The sequence below is a fragment of the Conchiformibius steedae genome (assembly GCF_014054725.1).
Taxonomy (GTDB): domain Bacteria; phylum Pseudomonadota; class Gammaproteobacteria; order Burkholderiales; family Neisseriaceae; genus Conchiformibius; species Conchiformibius steedae.
Genome location: NZ_CP059563.1, coordinates 1,199,273 through 1,221,582, shown reverse-complemented (window position 1 = coordinate 1,221,582; position 22,310 = coordinate 1,199,273). Strand labels below are relative to the sequence as shown.

General features: G+C 52.5%; 21 protein-coding genes and 3 tRNA genes. 16 read left to right on the top strand and 8 right to left on the bottom strand.

Annotated elements, in window-relative coordinates:
- The first annotated feature begins 3 nt into the window (after positions 1-3).
- Genes H3L98_RS06550 through recD form a run of 5 tightly spaced genes read left to right on the top strand, consistent with a single transcriptional unit; the run spans position 4 to position 4,389 of the window.
- The gene (locus H3L98_RS06550) at positions 4-732 is read left to right on the top strand and encodes a pyridoxine 5'-phosphate synthase (RefSeq protein WP_027021293.1); all 729 of its coding nucleotides are present in this window, start codon (positions 4-6) and stop codon (positions 730-732) included.
- A gap of 24 nt (positions 733-756) precedes the next feature.
- Positions 757-1,155 (top strand): holo-ACP synthase, encoded by a 399-nt coding sequence (gene acpS / locus H3L98_RS06545; protein ID WP_027021292.1) that lies wholly within the window; start codon positions 757-759, stop codon positions 1,153-1,155.
- Between the two features lie 14 nt (positions 1,156-1,169).
- Positions 1,170-1,907, top strand: coding sequence for a 23S rRNA (guanosine(2251)-2'-O)-methyltransferase RlmB (gene rlmB / locus H3L98_RS06540; RefSeq protein ID WP_027021291.1), 738 nt, complete (start codon positions 1,170-1,172; stop codon positions 1,905-1,907).
- On the top strand, positions 1,897-2,667 hold the full coding sequence (locus tag H3L98_RS06535; RefSeq protein WP_034332999.1) for a formylglycine-generating enzyme family protein: 771 nt from the start codon (positions 1,897-1,899) through the stop codon (positions 2,665-2,667). Before rlmB ends, H3L98_RS06535 begins: the two co-directional genes overlap by 11 nt.
- 24 nt (positions 2,668-2,691) lie before the next feature.
- Positions 2,692-4,389, top strand: coding sequence for an exodeoxyribonuclease V subunit alpha (recD, locus tag H3L98_RS06530; RefSeq protein ID WP_027021289.1), 1,698 nt, complete (start codon positions 2,692-2,694; stop codon positions 4,387-4,389).
- On the opposite strand, the gene H3L98_RS06525 is transcribed toward recD, so the two are convergent.
- Positions 4,390-5,364 (bottom strand): KpsF/GutQ family sugar-phosphate isomerase, encoded by a 975-nt coding sequence (locus H3L98_RS06525; RefSeq protein ID WP_027021288.1) that lies wholly within the window; start codon positions 5,362-5,364, stop codon positions 4,390-4,392.
- A 49-nt stretch (positions 5,365-5,413) separates the two neighbouring features.
- Complete coding sequence (locus H3L98_RS06520; protein ID WP_027021287.1) at positions 5,414-5,635, bottom strand: hypothetical protein; 222 nt, start codon at positions 5,633-5,635, stop codon at positions 5,414-5,416.
- A gap of 181 nt (positions 5,636-5,816) precedes the next feature.
- Between H3L98_RS06520 and glpT the strand changes: the two genes are divergently transcribed.
- The 7 genes from glpT to H3L98_RS06485 all read left to right on the top strand — a co-directional run bounded on the left by glpT (position 5,817) and on the right by H3L98_RS06485 (position 15,307).
- Positions 5,817-7,262, top strand: a complete 1,446-nt coding sequence (gene glpT / locus H3L98_RS06515) for a glycerol-3-phosphate transporter (RefSeq protein ID WP_027021286.1) — start codon at positions 5,817-5,819, stop codon at positions 7,260-7,262.
- 61 nt (positions 7,263-7,323) lie between these two features.
- Positions 7,324-8,454: a glycerophosphodiester phosphodiesterase gene (glpQ, locus tag H3L98_RS06510; RefSeq protein WP_027021285.1), complete on the top strand. Its 1,131-nt coding sequence runs from the start codon at positions 7,324-7,326 to the stop codon at positions 8,452-8,454.
- 354 nt (positions 8,455-8,808) lie between these two features.
- Positions 8,809-11,496 carry a pyruvate dehydrogenase (acetyl-transferring), homodimeric type gene (gene aceE, locus H3L98_RS06505; protein ID WP_027021284.1) on the top strand — a complete coding sequence of 896 codons (2,688 nt, stop codon included), beginning with the start codon at positions 8,809-8,811 and terminating at the stop codon, positions 11,494-11,496.
- Between the two features lie 236 nt (positions 11,497-11,732).
- The gene (locus tag H3L98_RS06500; protein ID WP_027021283.1) at positions 11,733-12,185 is read left to right on the top strand and encodes a DUF7832 domain-containing protein; all 453 of its coding nucleotides are present in this window, start codon (positions 11,733-11,735) and stop codon (positions 12,183-12,185) included.
- 146 nt (positions 12,186-12,331) lie between these two features.
- A complete protein-coding gene (gene aceF / locus H3L98_RS06495; protein ID WP_027021282.1) occupies positions 12,332-13,954 on the top strand; it encodes a dihydrolipoyllysine-residue acetyltransferase in 1,623 nt (540 codons plus the stop codon).
- A gap of 131 nt (positions 13,955-14,085) precedes the next feature.
- Positions 14,086-14,697 carry a recombination mediator RecR gene (gene recR, locus H3L98_RS06490; RefSeq protein WP_027021281.1) on the top strand — a complete coding sequence of 204 codons (612 nt, stop codon included), beginning with the start codon at positions 14,086-14,088 and terminating at the stop codon, positions 14,695-14,697.
- Complete coding sequence (locus tag H3L98_RS06485) at positions 14,690-15,307, top strand: hypothetical protein (protein WP_027021280.1); 618 nt, start codon at positions 14,690-14,692, stop codon at positions 15,305-15,307. Before recR ends, H3L98_RS06485 begins: the two co-directional genes overlap by 8 nt.
- A 39-nt stretch (positions 15,308-15,346) precedes the next feature.
- Here the strand turns inward: H3L98_RS06485 and pyrE are convergent, their stop codons facing one another.
- Positions 15,347-16,000, bottom strand: a complete 654-nt coding sequence (gene pyrE, locus H3L98_RS06480) for an orotate phosphoribosyltransferase (RefSeq protein ID WP_027021279.1) — start codon at positions 15,998-16,000, stop codon at positions 15,347-15,349.
- A 173-nt stretch (positions 16,001-16,173) separates the two neighbouring features.
- Here pyrE and H3L98_RS06475 point away from each other — a divergent pair, with 173 nt between their 5' ends.
- Entirely contained in the window at positions 16,174-17,871 is a 1,698-nt protein-coding gene (locus H3L98_RS06475) for a glutamine--tRNA ligase/YqeY domain fusion protein (RefSeq protein ID WP_027021278.1), read from the top strand.
- A 212-nt stretch (positions 17,872-18,083) separates the two neighbouring features.
- Here the strand turns inward: H3L98_RS06475 and H3L98_RS06470 are convergent.
- Positions 18,084-18,158 (bottom strand) — tRNA-Glu (locus H3L98_RS06470).
- A 33-nt stretch (positions 18,159-18,191) separates the two neighbouring features.
- Positions 18,192-18,268, bottom strand: a tRNA-Arg gene (locus tag H3L98_RS06465).
- 104 nt (positions 18,269-18,372) lie between these two features.
- On the opposite strand from H3L98_RS06465, the gene H3L98_RS06460 reads away from it, so the two are divergent.
- Together H3L98_RS06460 and H3L98_RS06455 are read left to right on the top strand one after the other, a co-directional pair.
- Positions 18,373-19,737 (top strand): 3'-5' exonuclease, encoded by a 1,365-nt coding sequence (locus H3L98_RS06460; RefSeq protein ID WP_051531964.1) that lies wholly within the window; start codon positions 18,373-18,375, stop codon positions 19,735-19,737.
- A gap of 12 nt (positions 19,738-19,749) precedes the next feature.
- The gene (locus tag H3L98_RS06455; protein ID WP_027021277.1) at positions 19,750-20,376 is read left to right on the top strand and encodes a phosphoribosylanthranilate isomerase; all 627 of its coding nucleotides are present in this window, start codon (positions 19,750-19,752) and stop codon (positions 20,374-20,376) included.
- On the opposite strand, the gene yhbY is transcribed toward H3L98_RS06455, so the two are convergent.
- Entirely contained in the window at positions 20,373-20,672 is a 300-nt protein-coding gene (yhbY, locus tag H3L98_RS06450; RefSeq protein ID WP_027021276.1) for a ribosome assembly RNA-binding protein YhbY, read from the bottom strand. The two genes, H3L98_RS06455 and yhbY, sit on opposite strands and share 4 nt — an antisense overlap.
- A gap of 163 nt (positions 20,673-20,835) precedes the next feature.
- On the opposite strand from yhbY, the gene H3L98_RS06445 reads away from it, so the two are divergent.
- Positions 20,836-20,911, top strand: a tRNA-Arg gene (locus H3L98_RS06445).
- Positions 20,912-21,002: 91 nt separating this feature from the next.
- On the opposite strand, the gene H3L98_RS06440 is transcribed toward H3L98_RS06445, so the two are convergent.
- Complete coding sequence (locus H3L98_RS06440) at positions 21,003-21,488, bottom strand: hypothetical protein (RefSeq protein ID WP_156932200.1); 486 nt, start codon at positions 21,486-21,488, stop codon at positions 21,003-21,005.
- Positions 21,475-22,245 carry an exodeoxyribonuclease III gene (locus tag H3L98_RS06435; RefSeq protein ID WP_034332997.1) on the bottom strand — a complete coding sequence of 257 codons (771 nt, stop codon included), beginning with the start codon at positions 22,243-22,245 and terminating at the stop codon, positions 21,475-21,477. Before H3L98_RS06435 ends, H3L98_RS06440 begins: the two co-directional genes overlap by 14 nt.
- Positions 22,246-22,310: the final 65 nt, after the last annotated feature.

Below are 22,310 nucleotides of genomic sequence, written 5' to 3'. Positions count from 1 at the left end.
GTTATGTTGCTAGGCGTGAATATTGACCACATTGCCACCGTGCGTAATGCGCGGGGAACGGTTTACCCCAGCCCTTTGGAAGCCGCGCTCACCGCCGAAACCCACGGCGCGGATTTGATTACCCTGCACCTGCGTGAAGACCGCCGCCATATCCGCGATGAAGACGTGTTTGCCATCAAACACGCGCTCAAAACCCGCATGAATTTGGAAATGGCGATGACCGAAGAAATGTTGAGCAATGCTTTGGCGGTATTGCCCGAAGATGTGTGCCTTGTCCCCGAACGCCGTGAAGAAATCACCACCGAAGGCGGTTTGGACGTATTGGCGCAGCAGGAAAAAGTGGCGGAATACGTGAAACAGCTGCACACGGCGGATATCCGCGTGTCGCTGTTTATCGCTGCTGAGCGCGAACAAATCCAAGCCGCGCACGATGTGGGTGCGCGTGTGATTGAAATCCACACAGGCACTTACGCCGATGCCGCGCCTGCTCGCCGCGAACACGAATTGGCGCGTATCCGCGAAGCTGCTGCGTTTGCCCGCAGCTTGGGTTTGACGGTAAACGCAGGACACGGTTTGACCTTGCACAATGTTGAGCCTGTGGCACGGATTGCCGACATTGCCGAGCTGAATATCGGACATTCGCTGATTGCCCATGCTTTGTTTGTAGGCTTGCCCGAAGCGGTGCGCCAAATGAAAGAAGCCATGTTCCGCGCCCGCCAAGGGGCGTTTTAAGCACCTTTCTCAAAAGGACACACCATGATTTACGGAATCGGTACGGATATTCTTGCCGTCAAACGCATTGAAACCCTGTATAAAAAATACGGCGAAGCCTTGCCGCGCCGTATTTTGAGCCGTATTGAGGCTTTGGAATTTGCCGATAAGTTTTCGCCGAAAAACCGCGATGAAGCCGTGCGTTTTCTGGCAAAACGTTTTGCCGCCAAAGAAGCGTTTGCCAAAGCGGTGGGAACGGGCATCCGCGAGCCTGTGGGTTTTCACGGCATCAGCGTGAGCCACAACGAAGCGGGCAAGCCTGAATTTGTGTGCGAAGAAGCCTTAAAACAATGGCTTGTTGCCAAAAATATTGTCAAAATCCATTTGAGTTTGAGTGACGAAGCGCGTTATGTGAGCGCGTTTGCCGTTGCCGAAACTGCCTGAACCCCATTAAAGCCATGTCTAATCAAAGATTGATTTACGGTTTTCACGCCGTTAATGCCCGTTTGTGGCAAAACCCGAAATCCATTACCGAATTGTATGTTTTGGAAGGGAAAAGCGATGCGCGTACCCGCGAAGTGCTGGAAAAAGCCGCTGCGGAAAACGTGCGCCTGCATTTTGCCGATGCCGAGCGTTTGAATGCGCTGTGCAAAGGGGCAAGGCATCAGGGAGTGGCGGGTTTTGTGGATGCGTCTAAAAACCATGTGCATTTGGAAGATGTGTTGGACAATTTGCGCGAACCGCCGTTGTTGCTGGTGTTGGACGGGATTACCGACCCGCATAATTTGGGCGCGTGTCTGCGGACTGCCGATGCGATGGGCGTTCATGCGGTGATTGCGCCGAAAGACAAAAGCGCGGGTTTGAATGCCACCGTCAGCAAAGTGGCGTGTGGGGCGGCGGAAAGTGTGCCGTATATTACCGTAACCAATTTGGCACGCACTTTGCGCGAGTTAAAAGAATACGGGATTTGGATTGTCGGTACCGACGTGGGCGGCGATGCGGATTTGTTCCATTGCGATATTCCCGACAGTGTGGCTTGGGTGATGGGCAGCGAGGGCGAGGGCATGCGCCGTTTAACCCGCGAACATTGCGATATGCTGGTGTCCATTCCGATGTTTGGCACGGTGCAGAGCCTGAATATTTCGGTAAGCGCGGGCATGGTGTTGGCGGAAACGCGGCGGCAGCGTGGGCAGTAAAACGGCGTGGGTATTGGCATGGGGGCTGTGTGGCGCATTGGCGCAAGCGGCTGTGCCAACTGCAAAATTGCCCGCTGCTTCGCCTGCGATACCGTATCTGAATCCCAAAGCACAAACGGTGCGGGTAGAGGCGTTTCAAATGGACGTGTATCCCGTAACCAACCGCCAGTTTGCCGAATTTGTGCGCCGTTATCCGCAATGGCAGCGTGGACGTGCCGATGCCCGTCAAACCGATTCGGCGACTTATTTGCGCCATTGGGCGCAAGCCCACGCGCCTGCCGCCGCCGATGCCGACAAACCCGTTACCAATCTTTCTTGGTTTGCCGCCAATGCCTATTGTCGCGCCCAAAACAAACGTCTGCCGCTGACCGCCGAATGGGAATATGCAGCGATGGCGTCGCCCACCGCCCGCAACGGCACACATCAAGCCGCGTACCGCCGTGTGTTTAACGACTGGTATGCAGCAGGCGATAAACGGGTTTTGCGTACTGTGGGGCGTGGTCAGGCAAATATTTGGGGCATACACGATTTGCACGGGCTGATTTGGGAATGGACGGAAGATTTTAACAATGCCTTGTTGATACCCGATGCTAACGGCATGCGCGGCGGCGAGTTTTGCGGGATTCCTGCCAATGCAGCGGTGGGTACGTCCAACCACGGCGCGTTTATCCGTTTGAATATGCGTAGCCGTTTACAACCACATTTTGCCATGCCGTTTTTGGGTTTCCGTTGTGTTGCGCCTGTGCGCCGTTCTGCCTAATCTTTATATATTTCAATCAAACCAATGAATTTTGACGACCCGCTTTCCCCAACCACGCATATTATGGATGTGTTTGCCCGCCACGCGCCCGAAGCGGCGGCGGCGGTGTCGCCGTTTGTGCCGCGCTTGTTAAAAGCCGAAGAAGACGGACATGCTTTTATTTGGCTTTCTGCCGCCGAGCGCGACACTTTGGCGGCGGCTGCGCCACTGGTGGGACACAATGGCACATTTCCGCTGGTGTTGCGCGAGAGGCGTTTGTTTTGGGCGCGAAATTGGCAGTTGGAACGCGATTTGGCGCAGGAAATCCAACGCCTGTCTGCGCCCGTGCGCGATGAAGAATTGCCTGATATTGGCGACAGTGCCAGCCGTTTGCAACATTGGTTTGCCGATGCGGGCGCACGCGACCAACAGGCAGCGGCGGCGTTTGCCTTATTAAACCGTTTTACTTTGATTAGCGGTGGACCCGGAACGGGCAAAACCACCACCATTGCCAAATTATTGGCATTATTAAGCGATGGCGGGCGTGTGCCTGATATTGCTTTGGCTGCGCCCACGGGCAAGGCAGCGGCGCGGATGTCTGAAGCCTTGCGCCAAGCCGTTGGGCGCATTCCCGATTTAGACCCTGCGGTTGCCGAGCAATTACACGCCTTGGAAGGGCAAACCCTGCACCGTTTGTTGCAGCTGCGTCCGCCGCAGATGCGCCCTGCTTACCATGAGCGACACCGTTTGTCTTTAGACGTATTGGTGGCAGACGAAGCGTCTATGATAGACAATTATTTGTTTTTGCAAATGTTACGCGCTTTACCTAACCGCTGCCGTGTGATTTTGTTGGGCGATGCCGACCAGCTTCCACCTGTGGGCGCGGGCGCGGTGTTGGCAGTATTGGCAGCGCAACGCGCAACGCTGTCTGAACAAATGGTGCAGCGTGTGGCGCAACTGCTACCGCAGCACCCCGCCGACAGTTTGAGTCGTTTTAGCGCCCGTTTGCGTATCAGCCACCGTTTTGACGACAATAGCGCGATTGGCTGTTTGGCACGCGCGGTGGCGGCGGGCGATGCCGAGAACGCATGGGCGCAGTTTGCCCGTTTTCCCACCGAACTCACACAGCAGCAAGGCACGTTTGCCGTTCAAGCCGCCGCCCTGTATCTCGCCCACCGCGACTACTGGCAGGCAGTAGAGACAGGCGATGCCGAAACCGCCTTTGCCCGCGCCGCCGATACCGTAGTACTGGCTGCCCGCCGCCGCGATGCCGACAACCTGAACCAAGCCTATACCGAACACCTGCGCCGTCACGGGCGCGGCAACGGCACATGGTTTGCGGGGCAAATGCTGATGATTACCCGCAACGACCCCGCCACCGCCTTGTTTAACGGCGACATCGGGCTGGTGTTGCCCCATCAAGACGGTTTGGCAGCCTGTTTTCCCCATGCCGCCGGCGGATTGCGTTATCTGCCGCTGAACCGTTTGCCCGCCCACGAAACCGCCTTTGCCATTACCGTACACAAAAGCCAAGGTTCGGAATACCGCGAAGTCTGGCTGTTGCCGCCGCAGTCAGACCAACACAGCGGCTTTACCCGCGCCCTGCTGTACACCGCCATTACCCGCGCCAAATCCCATTTCCGCTACTGGGGTGATCCCGAAAGTTTCGCCCGCGCCTGCACCGACAACACCCCGCGCCGCAGCACCTTGGGCGATTATTTAAACAGCGAATCTTCAGATTAACTACACCACCCGCGCTTTTAACAAATCATGCATATTCAACGCCCCCACCACCTTACCCGCCGCATCGGTAACAGGTAAACAATTAATCCGTTTTTCGCGCATGATTTTCACCGCTTCAGCAGCCAACTTCTCGGGCGCAATCGCCGTCGGGCGCGTGGTCATCACATCGTTTACCGTTAATCCCGCAAACTCATCGCGTTGTTCAAACAAACGGCGTACATCGCCATCGGTCAGCACGCCTTGCAAAACGCTCGCGCCATCTACCACCGCCAACATTCCCAAACCCTTACCGCTCATGGTCAGCACCGCGCTTTTTAAAGGCGTATGCATTAAAACCGCAGGCAAATCTTCGCCGCTGTGCATAATATCCGCCACCGTGAGCAGCAGACGCCGTCCCAAACTGCCCGCAGGATGGCTTAAAGCAAAATCCTGCGGCGTAAACGCCCGCGCTTTTAACAACACCACCGCCAAAGCATCGCCCAACGCCAAAACCGCCGTGGTGCTGGACGTAGGTGCCAATCCCAAAGGACAGGCTTCCTGCGATACGGCGGCGGTAATGTGGATATCGGCGTGTTTTGCCATGCTGGACTCAGGTTTGGCGGTAATGCAGATTAAGTGGATGTTCTTGCGCTTAAGCGCAGGCATAATGGATAAAATTTCATCGCTTTCGCCCGAATTGGACAACGCCAGCACCACATCGCCATCTACCACCATGCCCAAATCGCCATGCGCGGCTTCAGCAGGGTGAACAAAAAACGCAGGCGTACCCGTAGAAGCAAAAGTAGCGGCGATTTTACGGGCAATATGCCCCGATTTGCCCATGCCCGTAACAATCACGCGCCCCGTGCAGGCAAGTAAAACATCAGCAGCGCGGACAAAGTGGTCGTCCAGTGTGTTTGCCAATTCGGTAATGGCGGCGGCTTCGGTGTGCAGGGCGGTACGCGCCCAGTTCAGATAGGGGGAGGTGTGGTTCATGGTTTTAATATGTCAGCTGTATGAACAATATATGCTTTCAAACAGCCTATCAATACTTATCGGAACTTGTTTGCTTATTGTGCAGGAAAAACTTTTTCTTTTTAAGCTGTGCAACTGCCATTTGCAACTTATCCGTTTCGGCAGACAGTTTTCCCTGTTGTTGTGCTATTTTGGTGTAAGCGTTTTTAGACATACCCATTTTATCTGCCATTGCTTTTTGAAACCACTGTTTTGGCTCATGCACCATGCGTATTTTTGCGTTTGGCTGCATTTTCCACTTCCATCCATAGGATATCAAAGCATACTGGCAAACAATCCCCAAACACACTTTGGACAGATGGTGTTTTCCACTCCGAAGTGTCTGTTGACAGCGTAACACGCCGCTTGCCTGTTGTCGGGGTTTCGGTTAGGATTTGTTACTGTCTGTTTACACATGTTAAGGAGCCAACGCCATGTTTGGCATTTTTAAACCTGCGCCGCACACCGAACCGCTGCCGCAGGAACGCATTGACCCCACCTACCGCCGCTTGCGCTGGCAGGTATTCAGCGGGATTTTTTTCGGCTACGCTGCCTACTACTTTGTCCGTTCCAACTTTGATTTGGCACAAAAAGGACTGATTGAAGCAGGCATGTACACCAAAACCGATTTGGGCATTATCGGCACGGGCGTGGGCTTGGCTTACGGCTTGTCCAAATTTCTGATGGCGGGCATTTCCGACCGTTCCAATCCCAAAGTATTTTTACCTTGCGGCTTGTTGCTGTCGGGCTTGTGCATGACCATGATGGGCTTGGTGCCGTGGGCGACTTCGGGCGTGGCCATCATGTTTGTGCTGATTTTTTTAAACAGCTGGTTTCAAGGCATGGGCTGGCCGCCGTGCGGACGCACCATGGTGCATTGGTGGTCCAAATCCGAACGCGGTTCCATCGTATCGGTGTGGAACTGCGCCCACAACGTCGGCGGCATGGTACCCGGATTAATGGTATTGCTGGCAGGTGCGCTGTATTACCAAACCCACGGCGTAGAAGCCACCGCCAAAGACGTTTGGCAACAGGCACTGTACTATCCGGGCATTGCCGCCATGATTGCCGCCGTACCCATTTATTTTTTAATGAAAGACACCCCGCAGTCCTGCGGATTGCCCCCCATTGAAAAATGGCGCAACGACTACCCCGACAACTATGACGAAAAAACCCACGAAAACGACTTAAGCACCAAAGAAATTTTCGTTACCTATGTGTTAAAAAACCGTTTGTTGTGGTACATCGCCCTAGCCAATATTTTTGTGTATCTGATTCGTTACGGCGTATTGAAATGGTCGCCCGTGTATTTGGGCGAAGTGAAACACTTTGATATTAAAGGCACGGCGTGGGCTTACACCATTTACGAACTGGCTGCCATTCCGGGTACGCTGTTGTGCGGCTGGGTGTCCGACAAGCTGTTTAAAGGCAAACGCGGGCTAACAGGCTTTATCTTTATGATTTTAACCACCGCTGCCGTGGTTGCCCTGTGGCTCAATCCCGCCACCCCCGAAGCTGAACTGGCACAATACGCCGGCAAAGCATGGTATGCCAACCCCTACCAGCTCACCGATTTTGTGCTGATGACTACCGTTGGTTTCCTGATTTACGGACCTGTGATGCTGATTGGTCTGCACGCTTTGGAACTCGCCCCCAAAAAAGCAGCGGGTACGTCGGCGGGCTTTACCGGACTGTTCGGTTATTTGGGCGGTACGGTGGCGGCTTCTGCCGTGGTCGGCTGGGCGGCAGACCGTTTTGGCTGGGACGGCGGCTTTTATGTGATGATTGGCGGCGGCGTGCTGGCGGTATTGCTGCTGTTTATCACCATGCTGGAAGAAGGACGTCATAAAGCCAAATTGGGCGACCACTACGGCAAATAATTTCGCAACACAGGCAGTCCGCCGCCCCAACGGACTGCCCTTTTATTTAAGGAACAACATCATGAATACCCTACGCATTATCGGCGCAACCATTTTGGCAACCAGCCTAGCAGCCTGCGGCGGTCGTCCCGATGGCGCACCCACCCCCAAACAACAGCGCACCGCATCTGCCAGCGACAAACTCATCATCGCCCACCGCGGTGCCAGCGGCTATCTGCCCGAACACACCCTCGCATCCAAAGCCTTGGCAGTGGGTCAACAAGCCGATTATTTGGAACAAGATTTGGCAATGACCAAAGACAACCGCCTGATTGTGATTCACGACCACTTTTTAGACGGCTTGACCAATGTTGCCGAAAAATTTCCGGGCAGAGCTCGTGCCGATGGGCGTTACTATGTAGCCGATTTCACATTAGACGAAATCCAATCGCTGGAAATGACCGAAAACTTCACCACCGAAAACGGCAAACAAGCACAGGTTTATCCGCAACGCTTTCCCATGTGGCAATCGCATTTCCGCATCCACACCTTTGAAGACGAACTGGAATTTATTCAAGGTTTGGAAAAATCCACAGGCAAAAAAATCGGCATTTACCCCGAAATCAAAGCCCCGTGGCTGCATCACAAAGAAGGCAAAGACATCGCTTTAGAAACCCTAAAAGTGCTGAAAAAATACGGCTACACCAGCAAAAACGACCGCGTGTACCTGCAAACCTTTGACTTTAACGAACTCAAGCGCATCAAAACCGAGCTGCTGCCGCAATTGGGCATGGACATCAAACTGGTTCAACTGATTGCCTACACCGATTGGAAAGAAACCGAAGCCAAAAACCCCGCAGGGCAATGGGAAAACTACAGTTACGATTGGATGTTCCAACCCAATGCCATGGCAGAAGTCGCCAAATACGCCGACGGTGTCGGGCCGGGTTGGTATATGCTGATTGACAAAGAACAATCCAAAAAAGGCAAAATTGTTTACACCCCCTTGGTGCAAGAATTGGCAAAACACAAAATGGCAGTACACCCCTACACCGTGCGCCGTGATGCCCTGCCCGAATTTTTCAGCAATGTGGACGAAATGTATGATGCCCTGCTCAACCACGCAGGTGCCACAGGCGTGTTTACCGACTTCCCCGATACAGGCGTAGCATTTTTGCAGAAAAAATCCCCCACTGCCCCTGCACAGCCTTAATCTCCCCAAACGGGTAGCAACACACCCCTGCTGCCCGTTTTGCCTGTTTGCAACTGCCTGTGTAGAGATGACTTCTACTTCATACACAGCACCAAACTGCAAAGCACAGCGGCTGCACAGCATAAAATGCCAATCTGCTCCCGCCTAGCAACACAATCAAAGCCCTTTTCAAATGCAGACGAAAGCCGCGTATTGGTTTAAAATATTGCCATCTGCGCGACACCGTCTGACCGCGTCTGTCGCGTTGCGGAAGGTTCGCCGTTCCCCGCATCCGCCAACCCGCACAGCGCAGGTTTTCGGGCGCAAGCGTTCCCCCACCGTCTCCTATCTCAAACAGTTAGTAAAGGAAAAACCATGTCTCAAACCTATAACGACGTGCACGATACCGACCCCATTGAAACCCAAGAATGGTTGGACGCATTAAGCTCCGTATTGCAAAACGAAGGCGAAGAACGCGCCCATTTCCTGTTGGAAAACTTGGTGAAATACACCCGTCGTCGCGGCGTGCATTTACCCTTTGATGCCACCACTGCTTATTTGAACACCATTCCTGTAGGCAAAGAGCAAAAATCCCCCGGTAATCACGAATTGGAACACCGCATCCGTTCCATTATCCGTTGGAACGCCGCTGCCATGGTGTTACGCGCAGGCAAAAAAGACTTGGAATTGGGCGGACACATTGCTTCCTTCCAATCTGCTGCCACCTTGTACGATGTGGGTTTTAACCACTTTTGGCACGCCAAAAACGGCGATGAAGAAGGCGATTTGGTGTTTGTACAAGGACACTCTGCCCCCGGTATTTACGCCCGCGCCTTTGTAGAAGGACGTTTGAGCGAAGAACAATTGGACAACTTCCGTCAAGAAGTGGACGGTAAAGGCTTGTCGTCTTACCCCCACCCGCACTTGATGCCTGATTTCTGGCAATTCCCCACCGTATCCATGGGCTTGGGTCCGTTGATGGCGATTTACCAAGCACGTTTCCTGAAATACTTGGATTCACGCGGTTTGAGCAAAACCAAAGGACGCAAAGTATGGGTGTTCTGCGGCGATGGCGAAATGGACGAACCCGAAAGCCAAGGCGCGATTGCTTTAGCGGCGCGTGAAGGCTTGGACAACCTGATTTTTGTGATTAACTGTAACCTGCAACGTTTGGACGGTCCTGTACGCGGCAACGGCAAAATCATTCAGGAATTGGAAGGCAACTTCCGTGGCGCAGGCTGGAACGTGCTGAAAGTGATTTGGGGCAGCCGTTGGGACGCTTTGTTGGCACGCGACACCGACAACGCCCTGAAAAAACGCATGGACGAAGTGGTAGACGGCGACTACCAAACCTATAAATCCAAAGACGGCGCGTATGTGCGCGAACACTTTTTCAACACGCCCGAACTGAAAGCCATGGTGGCGAATATGTCGGACGAAGAAATTTGGGCGTTGAACCGCGGCGGGCACGACCCGCATAAAGTGTATGCTGCCTATCATGAAGCGGTAAACAATGCCGGCGGTCGTCCCACTGTAATTTTGGCTAAAACCATTAAAGGTTACGGCATGGGCGCATCAGGCGAAGGTCAAAACGTGGCGCACCAAGCGAAAAAAATGGACGTGGAATCGCTGAAAAAATTCCGTACCCGTTTTGGTATTCCCGTAACAGACGAACAAATTGAAAGCGGCGATTTGCCCTACTACCGCTTCCCCGAAGACAGCGAAGAAATGCGCTACCTGCGCGAACGCCGCAACAGCTTGGGCGGTTATTTGCCGCAGCGCAACCCCAATACCGAAGCCCTGCCGATTCCCGCTTTGGAAACCTTTGACGCACAACTGCAATCCAGCGGCGAGCGCGAGTTTTCCACCACCATGGCGTTTGTGCGTATCCTGTCCACCTTGTTGAAAGACAAGCAAATCGGTAAACGCATTGTGCCGATTGTGCCTGACGAAAGCCGTACTTTCGGTATGGAAGGCATGTTCCGCCAATACGGTATTTGGAACCCGAAAGGTCAAACCTATACCCCGCAAGACAAAGACCAATTGATGTTCTACAAAGAATCCATTGACGGTCAGATTTTGCAGGAAGGCATTAACGAACCGGGTGCGATGGCAGACTGGATTGCCGCAGGTACGTCTTACGCCAACAGCCGTTACGCCATGATTCCGTTCTATATTTACTACTCTATGTTCGGTTTCCAACGTGTGGGCGATTTGGCTTGGGCAGCGGGCGATATGCACACGCGCGGTTTCTTGGTGGGCGGTACGGCAGGTCGCACCACGCTGAACGGCGAAGGCTTGCAACACGAAGACGGACACAGCCACGTTCAGGCAGATTTGATTCCCAACTGCGTGTCTTACGACCCCACTTTCCAATACGAATTGGCGGTGATTATTCAAGACGGTTTGCGCCGCATGTATGTGGAACAAGAAGACGTGTTCTACTACTTAACCGTAATGAACGAAAACTACGCCCACCCCGCCATGCCCCAACGCGACGGCATTGAGCAGGAAATTCTGAAAGGTATGTATTTGCTGCAAGCAGGCGCAAACAGCGATAAAAAAGTTCAACTGATGGGTTCGGGTACGATTTTGAACGAAGTGATTGCCGCCGCTCAATTGCTGAAAGACGATTTTGGCGTGGATGCTGACGTGTGGTCTTGCCCCTCGTTCAACCTGCTGCACCGCGATGCCATTGAAACCGAACGCCACAATCTGTTGCACCCGATGGGCGAACAAAAAACCCCGTTTGTGGCACAACAGCTGGCGGGACACAACGGTCCTGTGGTCGCTGCAACCGACTACATCCGCAACTTCGCCGACCGCATCCGCGCCTATATCCCCAAAGAAAACGGCAGCTACACCGTATTGGGTACGGACGGTTTCGGTCGCAGCGACAGCCGCGCCAACCTGCGCCGCTTCTTTGAAGTGGACCGCTACCACGTTGCCCTTGCCGCGCTGAACGCTTTGGCAAACGAAGGCAAACTGGAAAAAGTAGTGGTACAGCAAGCCATTGAAAAATATGGCATCGCCACCGATACCGCGCCGAGCTGGAAACGCTGATTTATTTTCAAACAGCCAATCATCCCCCATATCGGTAAGGGCAGATACAATCCCGCCCTTACCCAACGGGGAATCCAAAAAGTTGAAACGAAATGAAAAAATGGGTGTTTATAATTGGTGTATTGATGATTGCCTATGGTGCTTACGGCTTAATTTTTGGCGACCAAGACCATTGTTTGGATTATGGCGGTTCGTATAACGCCCAAACCAAACAATGCGAAAAATAGGATGAAAACATGGCAATAGACCGTATGGATTGGCATTATGGCAGCGATGGTTTTCCCGACGACGTACCGGAAGAAAATGCAGGTGTTCACATCGGCTTTTTCTTAACTTGGGCGTTTGAGCAAGGTTTGGCAGGCGATATTCACACCGAAGAAGAGCCTGAAGCCATTGCACAGCTATTGCGTCGGGAAATCACAGGCGTTGAGTTCTTAATCAAATATTGCGATGAAAAGTTGTGGGGCGAAGATTTCAACGAAACGGGTGAAGCCTTTGCCGTTGATTACTATCAAGAAGACAATGGCAGTTTTGCGCAGCAGTACGCCCATTATCTGCAAGACTTCAATGATACATTCAGCGAATACGCCGATTACCGCGTACCCGATACTTGGGAACATTACGACCGCATCAAAGCCTTGTTGAACCAACGTTTTTCGCAATGGCAACAATGGAAGCAAGCCGTTTGAAGGCTGTAAAAACCTTTTTTGGGGCAAATACAATGTTGTATTTTATGCCAAATAAAATCATCTGTTCGGGTTTGGCACAGTATGTACCGGTAATCTGTCAAATCTGTACGCATCGTTTCCCCATTCAAACAAAAGAAAGTTAAATCATGAGCTTAATTGAAATTAAAGTCCCCGACATCGGCGGACACGAAAATGTAGATGTGATTGCCGTAGAAGTGAAAGTGGGCGACACCGTAAACTTGGACGACACCCTGATTACTTTAGAAACCGATAAAGCCACCATGGACGTTCCCGCTGATGCGGCGGGCGTGGTTGCTGAAGTATTGGTAAAAACAGGCGACAAAGTTTCTGAAGGCAGCGTGATTGTGCGTGTGGAAAGCAGTGCGTCTGCCGCTGCTGCACCCGCTGAAAGCCCTGCTCAAGCAGAAACCCCCAGCCAAGCTGCGCCCGCTGCATCAGGTGCAGCCGTACAAACCGTTGCCATTCCCGACATCGGTGGCAGCACAGTAGATGTCATTGATATTTCAGTTAAAGTGGGCGATACCGTTTCGCTGGATGATGTGCTGCTGACTTTGGAATCCGACAAAGCCACCATGGACGTACCGTCCACCGCTGCGGGCGTAATTACCGCCTTGCACATGAAAGTGGGCGACAAAGTGTCCGAAGGCAGCCCGATTGCCGATGTGCAAACCGCCGCTTCTGCTGCCCCTGCCCCCAGCGCACCCAAAGCCGAAACACCCGCACCGCAGCCCGCTACTGCGCCTGCCGCTGCACCCGCCAAAACCGAAGCCCCTGCCGCCGCCCCCAAAGCTGCTTTTGGCGACACCCCTGTTAATGAAGCAGGTTTTGCCAAAGCCCACGCAGGTCCGTCTGTGCGCAAACTGGCGCGTGAATTGGGCGTGGACTTGAGCTTGGTAAACGGCACAGGCGCAAAAGGTCGCGTTCTGGCGGAAGACGTGAAAGGCTTTGTAAAAGGCGTGATGCAAGGCGGCGCAGCCGTTGCCAAACCTGCCGCTGCCGCTTCTCTCGGCGGCGGACTGGACTTGTTGCCGTGGCCGAAAGTGGATTTTGCCAAGTTCGGCGAAATTGAAGTGAAAGAACTGAGCCGCATTAAGAAAATTTCCGGTCAAAACCTGTCGCGCAACTGGGTGATGATTCCGCACGTTACCGTAAACGACGAAGCGGACATGACTGATTTGGAAACGTTCCGCCAAAGCCTGAACAAAGAATGGGAAAAAGCAGGCGTAAAAGTGTCGCCCTTGGCATTTATTATCAAAGCCAGCGTGTCGGCGCTGAAAGCCTTCCCCGAATTTAATTCGTCTTTGGACGGCGATAATTTGGTGTTGAAAAAATACTACCACATCGGTTTTGCCGCCGACACGCCCAACGGTTTGGTCGTGCCCGTGATTAAAGACGTGGACAAAAAAGGTCTGAAAGAAATCAGCCAAGAGCTGGCGGAATTGAGCAAAAAAGCCCGCGAAGGCAAGCTGAAACCGCAGGAAATGCAAGGCGCGTGCTTTACCATTTCCAGCTTGGGCGGCATCGGCGGCACCAGCTTTACCCCGATTGTGAACGCCCCTGAAGTAGCGATTTTGGGCGTGTGCAAATCGCAAATGAAGCCCGTTTGGAACGGCAAAGAGTTTGAGCCGCGCCTGATGTGCCCCTTGAGCTTGTCGTTTGACCACCGCGTGATTGACGGCGCAGCAGGCATGCGCTTTACCGTGTATTTGGCGAATTTGTTGAAAGACTTCCGCCGCGTATTGCTGTAAACTTATCCTGTTGATGCGTTTGCGTTTTCATCAGCATAGGAAAACGCAAGCAGATTGACTATAATGGCGCTTTTCGGATGCGCGGGCAAACACCCCGTCCGCACACCCGAAAAGCCCGTTTTTTATCGCCCATGGATGCCTTTAACCGACTGATTAAAGCCCTGTGCGTTTTGCCCAATGTCGGACCCAAAACCGCGCAACGCATGGCACACGCCCTGTTGCAGCAAAACCGCGCAGGCGCAGACGAACTCGCCCAAGCCCTGCAACACGCACTCAAACAAATTAACCATTGTATTGATTGCAATACCTTTTGCGAAGGCGAACGCTGTAGCGTGTGCGCCGATGCCACCCGCGACCCGCAACGGCTGATGATTGTTTCCATGCCCGCCGATGTTGCCGCCATGGAAGCCGCGAACTGCCACGACGGTGTCTATTTTGTGCTCATGGGACAAATCAACCCCATACAAAACATGGATTTGCACAGCATCGCACTGGAAAGGTTGATAGAACGCCTGTCGCGCAGCCACATCAGCGAAATCATTATTGCCACCGCCGCCACCGCCGAAGGCGATGCCACCGCTTATGTTTTGATTGAACTGCTGAAATCCCAGCCCTACCGCATCAGCCGTTTGGCACGGGGCATGCCTTTAGGCAGCGAGATTGAATATGTAGATGCAGGCACACTCGCCCAAGCCGTTTACGAACGAAAACAATTAAACACACACAATCAACACCATGATTAAAAAAATATTTTCCAGCCTAATGCTGGCAAGCGTATTGCTGACTGGCGCATGCGGCGACGCTGCCGAAGCCGACACCCCCACTAAAAAATCCTCCGCAAAAAGCGCACCCGCGCCCCGCCGCAACCTGCTGGAAGACACCGCCTTACTGCAATCCGCGCAAAACAGCCTGCCCCAGCAGCCACAGTTTGCAGGCAAGTCCGTGTATATTTATGAAAAAATAGATTTTTTTAATGGCGTGCGCCCACGCATTGAACTGCTGGCACAAGACCCACAGCATCCTGATAAATTATTGTTTTTCCGTTATGAACATGGAAAATGGCAATTAGTTGAAAACGAAGACGAAGAATTTGCGACCAAAAAAAAGCCTGAACGCCACTTAATGCCCTTGGCACAAATCCGTTTTCAAGATGTGCCGAAAATCGCGCAAATGTGGCGACAACACGCCAAACACACCCAAGCGGTAATTCGCGAACCCTATCACATCGCCTTTGTGCTGCTGCCGAAAACCCAACAGCGTTTTTGGCATACCGCCGAACTGGAAGCACACGGGGCGCAGTATTATTTAAGCGTGTTTCCCGATTTCAGCATTTTTGAATTTAAAAAACTATAAAAACAGGCGCATACATTAGCAGTATGCGCCTGTTTTCAATTAAGCAGCAGAAACGCCATAACGCTCGCGGTAAGCCGTCAGCGCAGGCAGATATGCCGTTAATGCCTCGCTTTGCTCGGCGCGCAGCAGCGCAAACAAATCGTCTAAAGTGGCAATTGCCGCCACGGGCAAACCGTATTGCTGCTCTACTTCCTGCACCGCCGATTTTTCGCCCGTGCCTTTTTCCATGCGGTCCAGCGCAATTGCCACCGCCGCAGGTGTCGCGCCCGCTGCTTCAATCAGGCGCACCGATTCGCGCACCGATGTTCCCGCCGAAATCACATCGTCAATAATCAGCACCCGCCCCGCCAAAGGCGCACCCACCAACACCCCGCCTTCGCCGTGGTCTTTGGCTTCTTTGCGGTTGTAGGCAAACGGCACATTCACACCCCGTTCCGCCAACATCATCGCCGTGGCAGCCGCCAAAATAATCCCTTTATAAGCAGGACCAAACAGCATATCAAATTCAATTTTGCTGTGAATAATGGCTTCAGCATAAAACCGCGCCAATTGCAGCGCAGACGCACCATCGTTAAACAAACCCGCATTAAAAAAATACGGCGATTGTCGTCCTGCTTTGGTGGTAAATTCACCAAATTTCAATACTTGGCAATCCAGCGCAAAACGCAAAAAATCTTGACGGAAATCGGACATTTTGAAACCTTCTCAAATAATCGCTATCGGGAAATACAGATAAGCCGAATATAACACCGTTTAAACGCTTTGTGCAAAGCGGCGTTTCGCAGTATTCTGGGTTATAATTTCAGGCTTATTTTTGCCTTTTCCGCCGTAAACCAGCGGAAAACGCCCGTTTTCCACAAGGAATTTTGATGAATAAAGAACAATTTGCCGACAACCACTTTATCCGCACCGTGATTGACCAAGATTTGGCAAGCGGCAAACACAGCGCCGTCCATACCCGCTTCCCCCCCGAACCCAACGGCTATCTGCACGTTGGACACGCCAAAGCCATCTGTCTAAACTTTGGTTTGGCTTATGTTTACAACGGCTTGTGCAATCTGCGTTTTGACGACACCAATCCCGAAAAAGAAAACCAAGAATACGTAGATGCCATTAAAGAAGACGTGCAATGGTTGGGCTTTAATTGGGCTGGCAAACCCCGTTACGCCTCTGATTATTTTCAACAACTGTTTGATTACGCCGTGGGTTTAATCCAAGACGGTAAAGCCTATGTAGATGATTTAACTGCCGAACAAATCCGCGAATACCGTGGCACGCTTACCGAAGCAGGCAAAAACAGCCCCTACCGCGACCGCAGCATTGAAGAAAATCTGGATTTGTTCCAGCGCATGAAAAACGGCGAATTCCCAGACGGCAGCAAAACCCTGCGCCTGAAAATTGACATGGCATCGGGCAACATCAACCTGCGCGACCCCGTCATTTACCGCATCCGCCGCGCCCACCACCACAACACAGGCGACACATGGTGTATCTATCCTATGTACGACTACACCCACGCCATTTCCGATGCCATTGAAGGCATTACCCATTCCTTATGTTCGCTGGAATTTGAAGCGCACCGTCCGTTGTATGATTGGGTGTTGGACAACATTCCCGCACCCCACTCCACCCGTCCGCGCCAATACGAATTTTCCCGTTTGGAACTGTTACACACCATCACATCCAAGCGCAAACTCAACCAATTGGTCAGCGAAGGGCATGTAAACGGCTGGGACGACCCGCGTATGCCCACCATTTCGGGTATGCGCCGCCGTGGTTACACCCCTGCGGGTTTGCGCCTGTTTGCCAAGCGTGTCGGGATTTCCAAATCGGAAAACATTGTGGACATGAGCGTGTTGGAAGGCGCAGTGCGCGAAGATTTGGAAAACAGCGCCCCGCGCATGATGGCGGTACTCAATCCGCTGAAAATCACGCTGACCAATTTTGAAGCAGGCAAAACGCAAAGCCGTTCTGCGCCTTATCACCCCAACCACCCCGAAATGGGCGAACGCGACATTCCCATTTCTTCAACACTGTATATTGAACGCGATGATTTTAGCGACAATCCGCCCAAAGGTTGGCAGCGTTTGAGCGTTGGCGGCGAAGTGCGCCTGCGTTACAGCTATGTGATTAAATGCGATGAAGCCGTGAAAAACGAAAACGGCGAAATCATTGAATTAAAATGCAGTATTGACCACGATACTTTAGGCAAAAAACCCGAAGGGCGCAAAGTCAAAGGCGTGATTCACTGGTTGAGCGCGGAACACGCCGTTCCCGCGCAAGTGCGCCTGTACGAACGCTTGTTTACGGTGGAACGCCCTGATGCGGTGCGTGGTGCGGACGGCGAATACTTGCCGTTTACCGATTTCCTGAACCCCGATTCCATGCGCGAAATCACGGCTTGGGTAGAACCTGTTGCCAACGAATTGGCAGCGGAAAGCCGTTGGCAGTTTGAGCGTTTGGGCTATTTTGTGACTGACCGCCACGACCACACGGCAGGCAAGCCTGTGTTTAACCGCACAGTGGGTTTAAAGGATACTTGGCAGGCAAAAGAAGCCAAGTAAAGTATAGTTGGTTAAAATCAAAACGATACAGCGTTGCCAACGCCCTGATGTACTACGCGTACACGGCGGGCGTTGGCGTCTTGTCTCGTTTTTATTTTTATCAACTATATTTAACCGCGCAAAATCCTCTGATTCTGTGCGGTTTTTTCTTTAGCCCGCAGAATCAGAAGCAAAGAAAAAACCCTGTTTCATACAGAAACAGGGTTGAAAATTGGCACGCCCACGGGGAATCGAACCCCGGTTACCGCCGTGAAAGGGCGATGTCCTAACCGCTAGACGATGGGCGCGTTTTTAACCAAAAGAAAGGAAAATACGGTAATTGGCGCACCCGGAGCGATTCGAACGCCCGACCCTCTGGTTCGTAGCCAGATACTCTATCCAACTGAGCTACGGGTGCAGCAAAGATTTGAATTCTACCCATCAGGTGCAAAACAGTCAAGACATACAGGCGCAAAAAGTTTACAATATCTGCTAAATCATTATCTGCAAGCAGAAATTATTATGGAAAAACGTTTTGCGGAATTGGCGCGGCAGCTGTTGCGGTTGGGGCGGGCAGTGGCGGTACTGGATTTGGAAGCCACAGGCGGCGATTTTTTACGCGACCGCATGATTGAAATTGCCTATCTGAAATTTGAAAACGGCACAATCAAGCAGGTACAACAGTTAATTAACCCACAACAAGCACTCACGCCGTTTATCGAAAAGCTGACGGGCATTGATGATGCGCTGCTGGCAGATGCGCCTGTGTTTGGCGACACAGCGGCGGATTTGGCAGCAGATTTGCGCGGCTGCATATTGGTGGCGCACAACAGCAAATTTGATTACACGCTGTTGAAACAAGAATTTGAGCGGGAAAACATAGCGTTTGCCACGCCTGCACTGTGTACGGTCAAGCTGTCGGAACACTTGTTTCCACAGGAAAAAAAACACAGTTTGGATAATGTGGCGGAACGCTTTGGCATTGATGTGCCTGCTTCGCGCCATCGGGCGATGACAGATGTGTTGGTGTTGGCAGAATTTTTGCAACAATTAACGCAACACCAGCCCAATTGGTGCGAAACAGCGCAAACACTGCTGCACCCGCCCGCACCGCCGCCTGATTTGCCTGAAGATTTGACCCATCAGGTTTTTGCCTTACCCGATGGTTTTGGCACGGTAATTTGGCACGACGACAAGGGCGCAGGAACGGTACACGCCTGCCAACAGGCATACGCCGATACGGTACGCGCATTGGCACGGACGAACAATGCCTATCCCGCAGCCATTTCGGGCAAGGCAGCAGTAGGTATATTGCACGCTTTGGCGCAAAAAGGGCGATTTTTGCAAGAACATCCTGCTTATACGGCAGCAACGGCGGCGGAACGTTTTACCGTGCGTTTTGTGAGTGACCATCAAGGGCTGTTACGCGCCCGCACCGTGCGTTGGCGCAATGGTCTGTACCGACACGCGCCGCATGGTGTGTTTGTACACGGCAAAGCGGCAACAAGGGCTTTGTTGCTGTGGGCGCAGCAATACCGTATTTGTCCGCAGCGTTTAGGTTTAAATGATGGCGCACCTGAACGCCCTGCACCCTCGCCTGAAGAAATAGGACAACATAATCTCGCTGTCCAAAAGGCTTTAGTACATTTTGCCGCTGCGCCGTTGTTGGAAATCAGTGAAACCGATGAACACACAGGACAAAAATACATTTTTATCTGCCAAAACAGTGCAATACAATTAGCAGATGAGTTGTGGTATGCTGATACGGCGGTGGCAGATGCGGTGCACGAGATGCAGAAACACGCTCCTCACCGTGTGCGCGAACGGCGTTATGTTTCGGCGTGGCAACAGGCTTTGGCAAGTGTGCCTAAAAAATCAAAATCTTAATTTTTTAATCAAATGAAAAAAGTACAAATCAAAATTTGCGGGATTACCCGTGCTGAAGATGCCCGTTTGGCAGCCGATTTGGGCGCAGATGCTTTGGGCTTGGTGTTTTTTCAAGGCAGTAAACGCCATGTTTCGCTGGAACAGGCGCAACAGATTGCCGCCGCTGTACCGCCATTTGTGCAACTGACGGGCTTGTTTGTGAACGCTCATGCCGATACCGTTTACGAGACATTGCAACAAGTGCCGTTAAATTTATTACAATTTCATGGCGATGAAACACCTGAATTCTGCCGACAGTTTCAGCGTCCTTATTTGAAAGCGGTGCGGGTGCGCACGGGCAGCGATATTGAACAGGCGTTTGCCGATTATGCCGATGCGCGGGGGATTTTGTTGGATGCGTGGGTGGAGGGTGCATACGGCGGCACAGGGCAAACCTTTGATTGGCAAGTGTTACCGCCGTCTCTGCGCGGGCATTGGATTTTAGCAGGCGGATTAAATCCCGACAACGTTGCCGCCGCGCTGGTGCAAACCAAGGCAAGGGCGGTAGATGTGTCGGGCGGGGTGGAAGCAGCGGCAGGCATCAAATGCCCGCACAAAATGGCGGATTTTATCGCTGCCTGCCGTGGCGTGACCGCTTAAACAGCTTCGTCTGTTTCAGGTTTTTCGCGGTACAACACCAGCAGTTTGCCGATGTGCTGCACCAATTGCGCATCGGTAGCGGCGCACAATTCGCGGCAAATCTGTTCGCGTTCATCGCGGTCATCGCCAAACACGCGCACTTTAATCAGCCCGTGGGCGCGTAATGCGGTATCGGTTTCCCGAATTACGGCATCGGTCAGCCCTTTCTGCCCCACCATCACCACGGGATTCAAACCGTGCGCCTGCGCCCGCAGTGCCACAATTTCCTGTTTGCTTAACAGCTTTTTATCAGCCATCGGATTCCTTCTTTCACGCCCACACTACCGTTGTGCGGAACACACACGGCATCAGGCAAAACATTTTAAAATAAAACACGGCATTATACCCAATCGCGCCCGCGCCGTGCCAAAAAATTTTGCCAAACTGCCTGTTTTCGGGTATCTTAACGCTCTTGCCCGCGTACCCGTAGCTCAGTTGGAAGAGCGTCAGTTTCCGAAGCTGAAGGTCGCCGGTTCGAACCCAGTCGGGTGCGCCACGGCAAGATTCTTCATTTTTATTCTCCTAAAAAGCTTTTGGCAGCCTCAACAGGCTGCCGTTTTTTTATTGAAACACCATTGCGATTTTAATCAACCATAGTCCAACATCTCTGCCAACAGCTGCATGCCCCAATGCCATTGCCCACGTGCTTGCGGTGCATCGGCAGGCGCGGGAATCAGTACACGCGCCCCTGCTGCTTCGGCATCGCTGCGCCATATTTCGGCATGGTCGGCACGACACACCCACGCCGTGCGGCAGGAAAAACGCACCGTTTGCAAACAGTGTTGATAATCATCAGGCGCACAAACAATCACGGCTTTTGTCCGCTGCTGGGTACGCCAATCTGCATTGTTCCACCAGCTGACAACTGCCGCCGCTGCCCCACCCTGCGCCACCACCGCTAAATCGCCGTGGCTTTTGGCACACGCTTCCTGCATACGCGCCAGCCCATCCGCCGCATCAACACACCCATACCATGTTTCGGGATACGCCCGCGCCCACAGCCGCATCCATTCCTGCGACTGCGCGGCATCGTCTAACAGCAATAAAGTCGCACCGTCATCAAACATCGGCATAATCCACCACCAAAGGCGCGTGGTCGGAAAATTTTTCTTCTTTATAAACGTGCGCCTGCTGCGCCCGCGCCGCCAAACCTGCAGTTGCCATCTGATAATCAATGCGCCAGCCCACGTCTTTGGCATAAGCCTGACCGCGGTTGCTCCACCAAGTATAACCCGCCACATCAGGATAAAGCTGCCGCCACACATCTGCCCATTTTAATTGATGAATCACTTTGCCAATCCATTCACGCTCTTCGGGTAGAAAGCCTGAATTTTTTAAATTGCCTTTCCAGTTTTTTAAATCAATGTTTTGATGGGCAATGTTCCAGTCGCCACACACCACCATATCGCGCCCTTCTGCTGCCATTTGTGCCAACATCGGATAAAACACGTCTAAAAAACGGAATTTTGCCTGCTGACGGGCTTCGGCACTGCTGCCCGAAGGCAGATACAGCGACACCACGCTCAAATTGCCGAAATCGGCGCGGACAAAACGTCCTTCGCGGTCAAATTCTTCCACGCCCATGCCGATTTGTACTGCATCGGGTTCGCGGCGGCTGTACACTGCCACGCCGCTGTAACCGCGTTTTTCGGCGCAATGCCACACGCCGTGCATACCGTGCGGGCGTTTCATTTCTTCCGACAAATCGGCTTCTTGTGCTTTTAATTCTTGCAGGCAGACAAAATCGGCATCAGCCCGCGCCAAATATTCATAAAAGCCTTTTTTATAGGCAGAACGGATGCCGTTTACATTGGCAGAAATCACGCGCATGGCGGTTGTTCCCAAAATCACAAAGCCGCGATTGTAACACGCAACACACCCGCAGCCGTTGCGGA